Origin of the sequence: Ralstonia pickettii (assembly GCF_001699815.1) — a bacterium.
GTDB lineage: Bacteria > Pseudomonadota > Gammaproteobacteria > Burkholderiales > Burkholderiaceae > Ralstonia > Ralstonia thomasii.
This window is the reverse complement of the sequence record NZ_MCGB01000092.1, coordinates 73,550-86,966: the sequence shown is the minus strand read 5'-3', so window position 1 is coordinate 86,966 and position 13,417 is coordinate 73,550. Positions and strand designations below refer to the sequence as shown.

The window sequence follows — 13,417 nt, the reverse complement described above, 5'->3', positions numbered from 1 at the left end:
GCGCAGCGGAACGTGCGGTCGGGGGGCCGCACGTTCCGTAGGTGCCAAAGCTCAACGCGGGTCAATCGCCCGGGAAATCCTCTTCCCAATATTCCTGCAGGTTGCGCACGCCAGCGGTGTTCTCGCTGCGCGCGGCTTCACGCATGCGCAGTTCGACTCGCCGGATCTTGCCCGAGATGGTTTTGGGCAGATCGGCAAATTCGATGCGGCGCACGCGTTTGTAGGAAGCCAATCGGCTGCGGCAAAATCCGAGGATGTCCCGCGCCAGTTCCGGGCCGGCCTCGTGCCCCGCACGCAGTACCAAGAAAGCCTTCGGCACGGCAAGGCGCAGCGGGTCGGGGCTCGGCACGACGGCGGCCTCCGCGATGGCAGGGTGTTCGATCAGCACGCTCTCCAGCTCGAATGGGCTGACACGGTAATCCGATGCCTTGAATACGTCATCGGCGCGGCCCACGTAGGTCAGGTAGCCGCTGGCATCGCGCGCGGCAATGTCAGAGGTGTGATACACGCCGCCGCGCATGGCTTCGGCGGTTTTGTCGGCGTTACCGGCGTAGCCTTCCATCAGGCCGGTCGGGCGTGAATTCAATTCGATGCAGATCTCGCCCTCTTCCGCTTCGTGGCCGTCGGGGTCGCGCAGCGTGATGCGATATCCCGGCAGCGGCCGACCCATCGAGCCTGGCTGGACGCGCTGCCCCGGGCTGTTGCCGATCTGGCAGGTCGTTTCGGTCTGACCGTAGCCGTCGCGGATGGTGATGCCCCACGCCGCGCGCACCCGTTCGATCACCTCCGGGTTGAGCGGTTCGCCCGCGCCCACGAGTTCGCGCAGGGCGGGCTTCCACGCGGCCAAGTCTTCCTGGATCAACATGCGCCACACCGTGGGCGGTGCGCACAGCGTCGTCACCTTGGCCCGGCAGAGCACATCCAGCACTGCTTTGGGCTCGAAGCGCGCGTAGTTGTAGATGAAGACGGTGGCGCCGGCATTCCACGGCGCGAAGAAGCAGCTCCACGCGTGCTTGGCCCAGCCGGGCGAGCTGATGTTCCAGTGCACATCCCCCGGGCGCAGGCCGATCCAGTACAGGGTGGACAAATGCCCGACCGGATAGCTCGCATGCGTATGCATCACGAGTTTGGGTTTGGACGTGGTGCCGGACGTGAAATACAGCAGCAACGGATCGCTCGCCTGCGTGGGCGCGTCGGGGGTGAATTCGGCGGAGGCATCGTAGGCGTCTTCAAAGCGGTGCCAGCCGGCCGGCGCCTTGTCCGTACCGACCGCAATGCGTGTGAACGTGCCCGATACGGCGTCGAGCTTGGCGCAATCTGCCCCGCCCACCACCACGTGGCTCACCTCCCCCATGGCAATGCGTTCGCGCAGGTCTTCTGCGGTGAGCAGCGTCGTGGCCGGGATGATGACCGCGCCGATCTTGATGCTGGCGAGCATCACGTCCCATAGCCCGGGCACGTTGCCGAGCATGAGCAGGATGCGGTCACCGCGCTGCACGCCAAGCGCCCGCAAGTGGTTGGCCACGCGCGCCGAACGCTCGGCCATCTGCGCAAACGACAGCCGCGTCTCGTTGCCCTGATCGTCGACCACCCAGAGGGCGACGGCATCGTTGCCGCGCGCCATGGCGTCGAAATAATCCAGCGCCCAGTTGAAGCGGTCCAACTGGGGCCATGCAAAATCGCGCACAGCGGTATCGTAATCCTCACGGTGCGCGAGCAGAAAGTCGCGGCACCGCAGGAAGGCGTCCAGCGATGTCATGCCTGTCTCCTGAGGTTTGGAGCGTGTCGTGCACGCTCTGACAGCACGCGCCTCGTCCGGGCGCTACGGAAACGCACCTGCAACCGACATCGCCACTTATAGGAGGAATTCGCCCGCCAGACCAGCCCGGATTCTCCCGAGCCATGCACTCATTGCGAGCGCGGCGGAAAACGCAGCGAGCGACCACCGCCCAGGCTTAGCCACGCCCAGGCCGTTGCAGCCACGACCACGCCCAGCACGACGATCCATTGAGCGCTGACGAGCATCAGCTCGATCGTGCCGGCCATGTCCGGCAGAATCTGCGGCCAGGCGGGCGCAAGCCAGCCGTCGGCGTCGAACCATGCGCCGCGTCCGGCACCTGTGGCGAGTTCCACCGCCAGCAGCGCCGCATTGACGGCCGCGAATGCCATGCCGCTGTGTGTCAGCAGGCGGCTGAACACCGGCAGTTCATACAGGGGCTTCATATATTGGATGTGCCGCGTGAGCGACCACGCGCACACGATGAGCAACGCAACGCTGATGGCCACCATGGGCGCCGGGCTGCGCAGGCACACGCCCAGCGCGATCCACGCCAGCGCATTGATCTCGTGGCGCCGATAGATGCGCAGCGCACGCGCCGCGTGCAGCAGGCCGATCGGCGGAACATCAGGGGGAACACCGGCAGACGCCATGATGTGCTCCATGAGCGGAGGGTTGGTGCGGCGCCGCACGTCCTGTAGCTGGGCAGCCCGCAACTGCTTGCAGTGTACCGACGCGTTTTCACCGGCGCGAGTTCAAACAGCATCCTTCCGCCAAATGACGGACGCGCACCGCGCTCAGGCCTCGCGCAAATGCTCGATCAACTGGCGTGCGAAGACGGGCAGGTCATCGAAATGGCGCACGCAGATCCGCAGCAGGCGCGTCGCCCAGGCGTCGGTCAGGCGCACCCGGCGGATGCCCATGGAGCGCTGCAGGCGGATCGCCGCATGCTCGGGAATGACGCCCACGCCCACGTTGCGTTCCACCATGCGGCAGACGGCGTCGAAACTGCGTAACCGCACGCGGTATTTGAGCCGATGGCCGGCGCGTGCAGCATGCCCCGCCAGATACGCCTGCAATGCGTTGTCGCCCGTCAGGCCGACAAAATCTTCCTGCAAGGTTTCAACGAAGGCCAGCTCACGGCGCTCGGCCAGCGGGTGTTCGCGCGCGGTCACCAGCACGAGGCGGTCGTGGCGGAACGGAAAGGTCTCCAGCCCCGACAAGTCGACCGCATCGTTGACGATACCGATGTCGGCGCGCCCCTGCGCAATCGCTTCCACAATTTCGTGGCTCACCAGCTCTTCCAGGTCGACGTCGACCTCAGGATGAGCGGCCAGGAAAGCGCTGAGCGTTTCCGGCAGGAACTCGGTCATGGCGGCGGTGTTGGAGAGCAGCCGCACGTAGCCCTTCAAGCCACGCGCGTATTCGCCCAGCTCACCGCGCATGCGGTCCATCTGCTGCAGGACGACGCGAGCGTGGTGAACCAGCGTGCGGCCGGCAGCGGTCGTTTCCACACCGCGACGATTGCGGGTCAGCAACGGCGCGCCCAGTGCGTCTTCCATGCCGCGGATGCGCGCGCTGGCCGATGCCAATGTCAGGTGCGCGCGTTCTGCCCCCGCCGTGATGCTGCCGGCTTCGGCGGTATGGAGGAAGAGTCGGAGGTCGGTCAGATCGAAGCGCACGATACATCTCAAAGTGGCAGGAGCCTCAGTCTCACACTGAGGCTTGGTCAATGTATCGCAGATTGCAGCGTGGCAACCAGTGTCCGAAACTGAGGCATCTCACAACACAACATCCCCAACTTCGCCCCCAATGGAATCTGCCACGCTGCTGCTTTTTGGCGCGGGCCTGCTCGCCGGCATGATGAATGCCCTGGCGGGCGGCGGCTCGTTTGTCACCCTGCCCGCGCTCATGTTCGCAGGGGTTCCGTCGGTGTTTGCCAATGCGTCGAGCACGGTCGCGCTGCTACCCGGCGCGGCCACGTCGGCGTGGGCGTATCGCGCGGACTATCGCGGGTTCGGGCACGTCTCGATGCGCGCCATGGTGGGGATCAGCCTTGTGGGGGGGCTGTTCGGCGCGCTGCTGTTGATGAACACGTCGTCTCGCGCGTTCGATTTCATCGTGCCGTGGCTGCTGCTGGTCGGCTCTCTGGCGTTCACCTTCGGCAAACAGGTCGGTGTATGGCTGCGCCAGCGTGTGCAGATCGGGCGGACAACGCTGCTGGTGGCGCAAGGTGCGCTGGCCATCTATGGCGGCTATTTTGGCGGCGCAGTGGGGATCATGATGATGGCGGTCTGGGCACTGTTCGGCCACGACGACATCAAAGCACTGAACGCCTCACGCACCTTGCTGGTGGGCGCGACCAACCTTGTGGCGGTGGCCTGTTTTGCGCTGGCAAACATGGTGTGGTGGCCGCAGACGCTGGTCATGCTGGTGGCCGCCGCACTGGGCGGTCATCTCGGCGCGCATGTTGGCAAGCGTTTGCCGGTGCCGGTTGTGCGGGCGTTGATTTCCACTTTCGGCTTTTCGATGACGGCGCTGCTGTTCTGGCGCGCCTGGTCGCACGCTTGAGCATGAGGAGAAACGCCATGTCGCACATGCAGCCTCATCCGACACGCCGCCCGCCCGCGCCGCGCGCCTATCGCTATCCGCTGTCCCATCGCGCCACGCTCAGTGCCTGGCACGCCCACATTACCGAGACCCCATCTGCCGAACCGGAAATAGCGGGCGCGCAAGCGGTGTTCTACATCGCGCGCAGTGTTGCAGTCTTGCTGGCCGCCGTGGCCGTGGGCCTGGGAGCCGCATCCAATGACGCGGAACGCCCGTCCACGGCATACCCCTCTTCTTCGCAGGCGACAACGCGCTGAGGGCGCGCTAATATCCGCCCCGCCGCAGCACAGACCGGTATCGACCGGACAAAGAAAAAGCCCGCGGGCCGGGGGGCGGGCGGGCTTAACATCTTCAGCCTTTGACGACGAAAGATGGTCGGGTGTGCTTTGTGAACGAGCAATGCGCCGGAATTCACAAAGCGGGGCCATTATAAAAAGTGCACGCCCCCCGCCATACCCCAACAACGAGGGGGGTCCGCGTCGTTTTCCGATTAGTCCCTGAGCGCTGTATCCAGTGCCTGCGGCGTCAGCAACCCGCTCGACGCGTGGCGCTTGCCGTCGGGGCGCAGGATGATGGTGCGCGGCATCTCGCCCTGCCAGCCGGGGTCGAGCGCGGCGCGCAGGCGCTCCGGCATGTCTTCGGCATTGGTGTACTGCGGCACGCGGGCGAGGCCGATCCTGCCGTCGCGGGCCAGCGGCGCCAGTGCGCGGTTGAGCATCTCAGCCTGGTCAGGGCCGTCCATCGACACCATCACCACATCCACAGTCTGCTTGGCAGTGCGCCGCCATTGCGCAATGCGCGCGATGTTCTCGCGGCAGTAGCTGCATTCCAAGGACCAGATTTCGACGATCAGCGGCCGCGCGTGTGGCGTCTGAAGCAAGGTCGGCACATCGCGCGCATGCAGCGGCTGGAACTGCAGCGCGCCTGCGGCCTGCGCGGTAAAAGCGGCGGCAGATAGCGCCAAGCCCATCGCAAAGGATTTCCATCGGGTATTCATTTCGATGCCTCCAATGATGGATTGGACGGACTGACATTGCTGATATCGATCAGCCGATAGCCCTCGGCCTGCGTGCGCCACGACAGGTAAACATGGCCATCGCGCGCGAGCAGTTGCGGATGATCGCTCCCACTATCGGTGTTTGCCGCGCTGGCGGGCGCTGTCCAGTGCGCGCCGCCGTCGGTCGATCTGCGCAGCAGGATCTGCATGCGGTCGTCGGCAAACTGTTTCCACGCCAGCCACAGGGCGCCGTCTGCCGCGAGCATCGCTGGGTGCGATGCCTGTGCACCGGCTTGTGCCGAACCGCCAAAGGCCCATGCGCCGCCGATTGGCTTGCCGTCTGCCGAGAGCCGGCTGTAGAACAGGCCGGGCTTGTCTTGCAGCACCGAAAACCACGCCATGTGCCGCACACCATCGGCCGTAACGGCCAACGCGGGGCCATGGTGCGGACACGCATCGACGCGCCACTCCGAAAACGTCGCGCGCGTGATGGCAAGCGGTGTGTTACCAATGGGTAATGTTGCCAATGCGTGGTCGCGGATCTGCCCGGCAAACACATTGCGCCACAGTGCGAGCATGTGGCCATCGGCATCGGGGGCAAGCGCAATGCGGCAGCATTCGCAGGTCTGGTCGATGACCTTGCGCTCGGGCGCAAAGGTGGCGCCGCGGTCAGTCGAAACGGTGTAGTAGACCGCCGCTCCGGCGTACGGCTGTTTGGCCGCTTGTGCAAGCAGCAGGTCGCGCTTGTCGATCCACGTGACGAAGATGCGGCCTGCGCCGTCGACCGCGATCGAATCGAAGCGGTGCGTGATCGGCTGGCGGTCGTGGTGGACGGTGACCGGCGCACTCCACGTCCTGCCGCCGTCAAGCGAGCGCGAGAAACGCACGAAGCCCGTATAGGGCGCGTCGAGCGGGCGCGACCAGCTCACATACAGCGCACCGTCCGGGCTGGCGATAACCTTCGGGCGGTTCTCGCCGTCGGTGTAGATCGGCTCGGGTTGCGGGTTCACTCGCTGCGGCGCGGACAGTGTCTTGCCGAGATCGCCGGACGACGCTACCACCACGTGCTGCCCTTCCGCCCACGTCACCCACAGACGCCCAGCTTTGTCGAACGCGGCCGTGGTGGCGAGCTGCGGTTTTGCGGCAGGCTTGGCTGCCATGGCACCGTGATCGTGGCCTTCGTGCGCGGGCGCCACCGTTGCTGCGAGCGTCAGCAGCGCACCGGCAACGAATCGAGGAATCGACTGCATTACAGACGCCATTTCAGTTGTCCATAGAAGGTGCGCGACGGATACGGGTGGTACACGAAGTACCGCCGGTCGGTCAGATTGTCGACGCCCAGCGCCAGCGTGATGTGCTTGTCGATACGGTAGCTAGCCTTGAGGTCCACGGTGAAGAAGCTGCTCGTGCCACCGTAGACGTTCGGCAGCACATCGGTGTTGTCGAGCGTGCCGTACTGCCGCCCGGAATACCGCACGCCCGCGCCCACCGTCCAGTCAGGCGTGGCATGCCAACTCGCAAAGAGATTGGCGCGCACCCGCGGCATGCGCGGCCAGGTCTTGTCGACGTAGGTCGGGTTGGCGGCGTCGGCCAGCGTCTTCGATTGCGTGAAAGCGACGTTGGCTTCAACGTCCACGCCGCGCACACCCGCATCCTGCAGAACCTCCTGCCCCGAATACGCCAACTCGATGCCGCGCGTGCGCACGCGATCGACGTTCTGCACGTTCGTCACGTTGGGCGTAACGGTGATGTTGGTCTGCGTGTAGATGCTGTCGCGCACGTCGCTCTGGAACAGGCTGGTACGCAATACGCCGTAGGGCACAGCCTGCTCGACGGTGAAGTCGAAATCATTGGCGCGCTCAGGTTTGAGGTTCGGGTCGTTGTTGACGATCGTGTTGCCGCTGATCGTGCCCTGGAACAGCTCCGCCACCGTCGGAAAGCGCACGGCGCAGCCATACGACAAGCGCAGCAGCGTGTCTTGCGTGGCCTGCCATTGAATGGCCGCCTTGGGCGAAAACGCGTCTTCGGTACGGCTGGCGTAGCCCAACGCGCTCGTGCCGTTGCCGAGCTGGCCGTTGTAGGCGCGCCAGCTTTCGTAGCGCAGGCCCAGTGTGGCCAGCCAGCGCGGCGCAAACGCCCACGCGTCCTGCAGGAAGACGGCCTGCGTTTGCGTGTCGCCCTGGTAGCTGGATTTGAGCGTGGATAGTGTTTCCGTTGACCAGTTGCTCGCGTTGAAGGTCTGGTTGCGCAGGTGGTATTGGTCGTAGTGGTAGCCGGTCGTGAAGGTATGGCCGGACACCGTGGGCGACGTCGCCTTGATGTCGAAGTTGGACCAGCCCGTGCCGTCGCCGTAGAACACCGTGCCGGGCCCATTGCCGGCCGCCGTGTTCGACGCGCGCAGGATGTCACGTGAGACGTTGTAGGCCGACGCGTTGGTGTCGATCTTCCAGCCGCCGATCTTGCCCTTCACGCCCAGGCCGTAGAGCCAGTTTTCCTGGTCGCCGTTTTGCGGGGCGAAGGTGTTCGGGGCGATCGTGTACGGCGTGCCGTTGATCAGCACATTGCCGCCCGTGACGGTGTTGCCGGCGGCATCGCGCAGGAAGCTGAGCGCCTGATCGTTGAAGTGGTTCTCCCAGTGGCCCAGCGTGAGCGACGCCTCCAGGCTGTCGCTGAATACGTAGCCGAATCGCAGCGTCTCTTGCAGTTGCTGCGTACGCTCCAGCATCTGCGGCCCGAGAATCACGCGCGGCTGGCCATTGGGGCCGAGATCCTGCCGCGCACCCGTGACCGGCACCGGCGTGCCGCCTGCGGTGAACCGGGAGTTGGGCGTGGCGTATTGCATCGGTTGGCTGTCGTTCTCCAGCCGGTCGACTGACAGCGCATACCAGAACTTGCCGATGCGGTCGCCCAGCGATGCGCTTTCGTGGTTTCCGGTGACGTTGCGCGAAAAGCCGTAGGCATCGTTGTAATGCTGGCTCATGATCTGCGTCTGCGCCGCGGCCTCGAATTTTTCTGGGCGGCGCAAGGTCATCGCGATGGTCGTCCCCATCGAGTTGCCAGGCAGCAGCGCCGAGAACGGCCCATACAAAATATCGACGCGCGCAAGTTCATCCGGCCCGACCATGGACCAGCGCGGCGGGTAGCTGTAACTGGAGCCAAGCAGGTTCGAGAGCAGGATGCCGTCGGCATACAGCAGACCGCGTGCGCTTTGGATCTCGTTGAAGTCGCGGCCGGCGAAGATGGAGTTGCGGTCGCCAATGAAGCGGCGGCGCACCATCACATTGGGCTGGTATTTGACGGCGTCTTCGGCAGTGACGACGTTGCGATCGGCCAGTTGATCGGCTGTGACGCTTTGCACGACCGCCGGCGTATTGCGGGCGAACGGCGCGGGGTTGGCGTTGGCCCGCACCACGGTGGGCGCAAGTTCCTGCGTGACGGGCGCGGGCACGGATGCCGCATCCTCGGCAGCGAAAGCAGACAGTGGTGCTGCTGCGCTCAGCGCGAGCGCAGCGCGGCACACGAGCGTGCGCTTAAGGGCGGCGGCCCCAGCGCGCTTGTGGAATGACATCGGAAAGGTCTCCGGATTGCGATGGCGTCGGCCCAAACGGGGCCGAACGCAAAGGCGCCACGGAGCAACCTCCGCAGGCGCGTCAGATCGACAACGACGGAGAAACAGGAGGCGCGCGCGACCCGGCCACGCGCAGCGCACTGCGCGCATACACGGGCGCCGGGGTGGCCGGCTGCCGCACGCGATAGACGAAATGGGCAGAGGGAACATCCAGCGCTGGAACCGAGGCCAGCGCCAGCCCGGCTGCAAACCCCGGGCAATACAGGCAGTGCGCCACGCCGTGGTGGGCGGTCGAATCGTCGGCAGAGCCATCGCCTTGCAGATCGATAGCAACCTGCACGGTGCTGCCATGCGGTGCCGTTGCGCTGCACAGCTCGACGTCAAGCGTGCCCGTGGCCGCCGCGCGTGCGGAAGCGAGCACCGGCGACAGTACGTTCAGTACGATCGCAAGCCAGACGAGGAAGAGCCAGCGGCGATGGAGCATGGATGGGCAACGTCAGAATGTGTGGAGTATAGCGCTGCACACAGTTCCCCGAATTGCCTGCGGCACAGTGCCGCGCAACGGCAAATCGACGGAAATCGACTGGCACTTCGATCGGAATTAGCCTTAATTATTGGATCGACTATAATTTATACCGATTTCCATAATCAGGTCTAAAACAGGGCTTCCCATGGATTCCGACACCGATACCGGACGCTTCAGCTTCCACCGCCAGGACCTCGCCAACACGCTGTGCGACAGCCTGGAAGGCAAGGGCCTGGCCGATGCGCGCTCAGGCCTGTTCCTGGCGGCGCCCCGGCGCACCGGCAAAAGCACGTTCCTGCGCGAAGACCTGGTGCCGGAGGTCGAACGCCGCAAGTGGATCGCCATCTACGTGGACTTATGGGCCGACCGCGCACGCGATCCCGGCCTGCTGATCGCCGACGCCATCAAATCGAAGCTGGCGCAGTTCGACGGCCCGATCGCGAAGCTCGCCAAGCAGGCCGGCATGGAGAAGGTCGACGTGTTGCGCACGTTCACGTTCAACCTCGGCAAGATCGGGCTGCCGCCGGGCATTACCCTGGCCGACGCGCTCGATGTGCTCTACAAGGCGGTGCAGCGGCCGGTCGTGCTGATCATCGACGAGGCGCAGCACGCGCTGTCCACGGAGGCCGGCACCAATGCCATGTTCGCGCTCAAGGCCGCGCGGGACCAGATGAACCAGGGCGTGGACGAACCGCGCCTCTTCCTCGTCTTTACGGGGTCGAACCGCGACAAGCTCGCCAACCTGCTGCTCAATCGCACGCAGCCGTTTTTCGGCTCGCGCGTGACCAACTTCCCGCTGCTCGGGCGGCCGTATGTGTCGGCGTACACGGCGTGGGTCAACCAGCATCTGGCGCCGGACAACCAGTTCAAGGAAGACGACATGTTTGCCGCCTTCCAACTGGTCGGGCACCGGCCGGAGATGCTCAAGGGCATCGTCAGCGAGATCGCCCTGGAGCTGGGTGAAGCCGCCAGCCTGGGCGAGCTGCTCAAGCGCGGCGCGCAGGGTTTTCGGGACCGCATCTGGGGCGAGATCGAAAGCGACTACAGCGCGCTGACGGAAATCCAGCGTGCCGTGCTGGCGGTGCTGATCGAGCGCGGACAAGGCTATTCGCCGTTTTCGGAAGACTCGATGAAGGCATATGCGGCCAAGCTCGGCCACAGCGAGTTTTCCACTGCCACGGTGCAGGCCGCGCTGGACGCGCTGCGCGACAAGAACCTGATCTGGAAGGAGTCGCGCGGCGCCTACGCGCTGGAAGACGAAAGCCTGGCACTGTGGTTTAGCGAGACGCGCGGTGCGCATGCCGTGCCGCCCAAATTGAGCACGTAGTGGGCCTGATCGTCGCGTGGGACGCAATGGCTTGCGCCCGCTACACTGGACAGACGACACAACAATATTCGGGGAGCAGCCAAATGGCACGCAATCGCACCACGTGGCGCGCGCTCACGGCCGCGTTTTTCCTATTGACGGGCGTCGGCACGGCTGCCGCGCAAGACACCACACCCGTACAGGCACCGGCACCGACCCCGAACTGTCCGCCACCCGCCTCAAGCTTCATCCCCAAAGACGGTTGGACCGCCGCCGCGCAACGCGCGACCGACCACGGCCTGCTCTGGCGCATCGAAAAGAACGGTCACACCTCGTGGCTCTACGGCACGATCCACGTTGCGCGGGCCGACTGGATGCTGCCCGGCCCCACCGTGCGCAGCGCGCTTCAGCAGGTTGACAGCATCGCGCTCGAACTCGACCTGCTCGACAAGGACACCGACCGCACGCCGCTAACCGCGCAAAACAGCGCAGAAGACCGCCGGCTCCTGACCGGCCGTCGCGGCGAGCGCTTCAACAAACTGCTCTCCGCGGCTTGCCTGCCCGACACGGCCCTCACGCAGATCCGCAAGTTCCAGCCGACCATGCAACTGGCCTCGCTGGCGGTGCTGGGGGTACGCACAGACGGGCTCTATCCGGATTTCGGCATCGACCTGTTTCTCACCACCTACGCCAAGAGCGTGCACCTGCCGATCGTGCCGCTCGAAACGCTGGCGCAGCAGGTGCGCGTGCTCAACGAGATCGTGCCGAAGAACGAGGTTGCGCAGCAATTCGATACCGTGCTCGACGCGATTGAATCGGGCGAGGCGCGCACGCAGACGCTCACGCTCGCCAATGCCTGGGCCGACAGCGACCTCAGCACGCTCGAGCACTACCCGCAGTGGTGCGATTGCCTGAAGACGGCGTCGGATAAACGCGCATTCCAACGCTTGGTGACGCACCGCAACCGCGCCATGGCCGAGAACATTGCGCGCGTGCACAACAGCGGCCAGCGCGTGTTTGGCGCTGTGGGCGCGTTGCATATGATCGGGCCCAAAGGAATTCCTGCGCTGCTGGCGGCGCGCGGATACAAGGTCACGCCGGTGTTGCCGGCGATCACACCGCGCTAGCGCGTACGCGTTTTCCGGTCAGCGCTTTTCCGGCGGCGTCGATCCGACAGCCGCTGCCAGTTCGGCATGCGCGGCCAAGTCCGCGCGGCGATGGGCGCCCCCCCACTACGCGCCGCTGCTGGTGCGCATGGCCGCCATCACATCGGTCATCAAGGTATCGGATGAAGATTTGCGCCAACTGTTTCCCGGTGATGCCGATCCGCTCACCACGCTGCGCACCCTCGCGCCGCAAGCCGACATCCTGCTCACGCTCGGGGCCGACGGCATGGAATGGCTGACAGCGGCGCACGGCGGGCAAGACGATGCGCGTATCACCCAACCGGCCTTTACCGTGCCGGTGGCGGACACCGTCGGCTGCGGCGATGCCGCGATGGGCGCCTGGCTGGCGAGCCAGCTGCAGTCGCCCGGGGCGCCCGTGCAGGCGCATCTGCGCCAAGCTGCTGCGGCGGCCGCCCTCACCGCCACGCGTGCCGGCGCATTCGCGGGCACGCAAGCCGAAATCGATGCGTTGCTGCAGGCGCATGCCGCCTCGCCCGCCTGAGGTCGCCTGAGACCGCGTGGCAGCGCGGCGCTGCATGCCACAATCTGCGCCATCTGCGTCTTGATCGCTTCGAGGGGCCGTTTTGGAACTGCTTCGTATTGCCGTGCTGTTTGCCTTCACCGCCGTGGCGGAAATCGTCGGTTGTTATCTGCCGTGGCTCGTGCTCCGGCAAGGCAAGCCGTTCTGGCTCCTGCTGCCGGCGGCCGCCTCGCTCGCGCTGTTTGCGTGGTTGCTGACATTGCACCCGGCTGCGGCCGGCCGCACCTATGCGGCATACGGCGGGGTGTATATCGCCGTGGCGCTTGTGTGGCTGCGTCTGGTCGACGGTGTGGCGCTCACCCGCTGGGACGTCGGCGGCGCGGCTATAGCGTTGACGGGGATGGCCGTGATCGCCCTGCAACCGCAGGCCAATTGATCGGATTGCGCACGATATTTAGGTTTTCCTGAGCGAAACGGAACCCTAAGCCGCCGCCACGATCGGAGGGTGGATCATGGCTACGGCCATCGCGCTACGCGCCGGTCGCCCCTCACCCAACCGCTTTTTTTGTCCTGGAGGCCGCGATGCCTGCCATCACCCTCAAACACCTTGTCGTGGCCACGATGCTGATGACCGCAGCGATGACCGCCTCGGCGCTCACCACGTCAACGTTCACCTTCACCGATCAGGACCTGCAAGGGATGCTTGCGCACAGCCAGCCTCCGCAGCCGATCCAGCCGGCCAAAGCCACCGAATCGGCGTCTCATGACCGGCTCCGCGTCGGCCTGAGCGATCCGGGCACGCAACTCGTGCTGCCCTGGTTCCTGGCGGATCTGGTGGATGCGGTCAACCGGCGGGCATCCCCGCAGGACTTCGCGAAAAAGCTGCGGGACGGGATCTGATCGGCCACCGTCGCCGGCCTTCCGTCCGACGCGCTCACTTTCCGCAGGCAGGCATCACAGTGCTGTATATTCATACAGTTATTTTT

General features: G+C 65.3%; 14 protein-coding genes. 7 read left to right on the top strand and 7 right to left on the bottom strand.

Annotated elements, in window-relative coordinates:
- Window positions 1-61 precede the first annotated feature (61 nt).
- The 3 genes from BEK68_RS19460 to BEK68_RS19450 all read right to left on the bottom strand — a co-directional run bounded on the left by BEK68_RS19460 (window position 62) and on the right by BEK68_RS19450 (window position 3,459).
- Window positions 62-1,759: an AMP-binding protein gene (locus BEK68_RS19460; protein ID WP_012430221.1), complete on the bottom strand. Its 1,698-nt coding sequence runs from the start codon at window positions 1,757-1,759 to the stop codon at window positions 62-64.
- 149 nt (window positions 1,760-1,908) lie between these two features.
- Complete coding sequence (locus tag BEK68_RS19455; protein ID WP_004627577.1) at window positions 1,909-2,430, bottom strand: hypothetical protein; 522 nt, start codon at window positions 2,428-2,430, stop codon at window positions 1,909-1,911.
- A gap of 144 nt (window positions 2,431-2,574) precedes the next feature.
- Window positions 2,575-3,459, bottom strand: coding sequence for a LysR substrate-binding domain-containing protein (locus BEK68_RS19450; protein ID WP_012430220.1), 885 nt, complete (start codon window positions 3,457-3,459; stop codon window positions 2,575-2,577).
- 130 nt (window positions 3,460-3,589) lie between these two features.
- Between BEK68_RS19450 and BEK68_RS19445 the strand changes: the two genes are divergently transcribed.
- Window positions 3,590-4,348, top strand: coding sequence for a sulfite exporter TauE/SafE family protein (locus BEK68_RS19445; protein ID WP_012430219.1), 759 nt, complete (start codon window positions 3,590-3,592; stop codon window positions 4,346-4,348).
- Between the two features lie 17 nt (window positions 4,349-4,365).
- Window positions 4,366-4,644, top strand: coding sequence for a hypothetical protein (locus BEK68_RS19440; RefSeq protein WP_004627584.1), 279 nt, complete (start codon window positions 4,366-4,368; stop codon window positions 4,642-4,644).
- Between the two features lie 233 nt (window positions 4,645-4,877).
- Here the strand turns inward: BEK68_RS19440 and BEK68_RS19435 are convergent, their stop codons facing one another.
- From BEK68_RS19435 to BEK68_RS19420, 4 genes are all read right to left on the bottom strand, one after another.
- The gene (locus tag BEK68_RS19435; protein WP_012430218.1) at window positions 4,878-5,384 is read right to left on the bottom strand and encodes a redoxin domain-containing protein; all 507 of its coding nucleotides are present in this window, start codon (window positions 5,382-5,384) and stop codon (window positions 4,878-4,880) included.
- Window positions 5,381-6,634 carry a sialidase family protein gene (locus tag BEK68_RS19430; protein WP_024542563.1) on the bottom strand — a complete coding sequence of 418 codons (1,254 nt, stop codon included), beginning with the start codon at window positions 6,632-6,634 and terminating at the stop codon, window positions 5,381-5,383. Before BEK68_RS19430 ends, BEK68_RS19435 begins: the two co-directional genes overlap by 4 nt.
- Window positions 6,634-8,952, bottom strand: a complete 2,319-nt coding sequence (locus BEK68_RS19425; RefSeq protein ID WP_012430216.1) for a TonB-dependent receptor — start codon at window positions 8,950-8,952, stop codon at window positions 6,634-6,636. Before BEK68_RS19425 ends, BEK68_RS19430 begins: the two co-directional genes overlap by 1 nt.
- Before the next feature lie 82 nt (window positions 8,953-9,034).
- A complete protein-coding gene (locus BEK68_RS19420; protein WP_012430215.1) occupies window positions 9,035-9,436 on the bottom strand; it encodes a DUF2946 domain-containing protein in 402 nt (133 codons plus the stop codon).
- Window positions 9,437-9,623: 187 nt separating this feature from the next.
- Here BEK68_RS19420 and BEK68_RS19415 point away from each other — a divergent pair, with 187 nt between their 5' ends.
- The 5 genes from BEK68_RS19415 (at window position 9,624) to BEK68_RS19395 (ending at window position 13,331) form a co-directional block, all read left to right on the top strand.
- Window positions 9,624-10,805, top strand: coding sequence for a hypothetical protein (locus BEK68_RS19415; protein ID WP_012430214.1), 1,182 nt, complete (start codon window positions 9,624-9,626; stop codon window positions 10,803-10,805).
- 83 nt (window positions 10,806-10,888) lie between these two features.
- Window positions 10,889-11,911: a TraB/GumN family protein gene (locus BEK68_RS19410; RefSeq protein WP_012430213.1), complete on the top strand. Its 1,023-nt coding sequence runs from the start codon at window positions 10,889-10,891 to the stop codon at window positions 11,909-11,911.
- Window positions 11,847-12,452, top strand: a complete 606-nt coding sequence (locus BEK68_RS19405) for a PfkB family carbohydrate kinase (RefSeq protein WP_249262943.1) — start codon at window positions 11,847-11,849, stop codon at window positions 12,450-12,452. Before BEK68_RS19410 ends, BEK68_RS19405 begins: the two co-directional genes overlap by 65 nt.
- An 82-nt stretch (window positions 12,453-12,534) precedes the next feature.
- Entirely contained in the window at window positions 12,535-12,867 is a 333-nt protein-coding gene (locus tag BEK68_RS19400; RefSeq protein WP_012430211.1) for a YnfA family protein, read from the top strand.
- Between the two features lie 146 nt (window positions 12,868-13,013).
- The gene (locus BEK68_RS19395) at window positions 13,014-13,331 is read left to right on the top strand and encodes a hypothetical protein (RefSeq protein ID WP_012430210.1); all 318 of its coding nucleotides are present in this window, start codon (window positions 13,014-13,016) and stop codon (window positions 13,329-13,331) included.
- Window positions 13,332-13,417 lie beyond the last annotated feature (86 nt).

Coding starts and splice junctions, on each gene's coding strand:
- BEK68_RS19445 (WP_012430219.1), top strand. CDS start 3,590: ATGGAATCTGCCACGCTGCTGCTTTTTGGCGCGGGCCTGCTCGCCGGC.
- BEK68_RS19435 (WP_012430218.1), bottom strand. CDS start 5,384: ATGAATACCCGATGGAAATCCTTTGCGATGGGCTTGGCGCTATCTGCC.
- BEK68_RS19460 (WP_012430221.1), bottom strand. CDS start 1,759: ATGACATCGCTGGACGCCTTCCTGCGGTGCCGCGACTTTCTGCTCGCG.
- BEK68_RS19410 (WP_012430213.1), top strand. CDS start 10,889: ATGGCACGCAATCGCACCACGTGGCGCGCGCTCACGGCCGCGTTTTTC.
- BEK68_RS19395 (WP_012430210.1), top strand. CDS start 13,014: ATGCCTGCCATCACCCTCAAACACCTTGTCGTGGCCACGATGCTGATG.
- BEK68_RS19420 (WP_012430215.1), bottom strand. CDS start 9,436: ATGCTCCATCGCCGCTGGCTCTTCCTCGTCTGGCTTGCGATCGTACTG.
- BEK68_RS19440 (WP_004627584.1), top strand. CDS start 4,366: ATGTCGCACATGCAGCCTCATCCGACACGCCGCCCGCCCGCGCCGCGC.
- BEK68_RS19415 (WP_012430214.1), top strand. CDS start 9,624: ATGGATTCCGACACCGATACCGGACGCTTCAGCTTCCACCGCCAGGAC.
- BEK68_RS19455 (WP_004627577.1), bottom strand. CDS start 2,430: ATGGCGTCTGCCGGTGTTCCCCCTGATGTTCCGCCGATCGGCCTGCTG.
- BEK68_RS19425 (WP_012430216.1), bottom strand. CDS start 8,952: ATGTCATTCCACAAGCGCGCTGGGGCCGCCGCCCTTAAGCGCACGCTC.
- BEK68_RS19430 (WP_024542563.1), bottom strand. CDS start 6,634: ATGCAGTCGATTCCTCGATTCGTTGCCGGTGCGCTGCTGACGCTCGCA.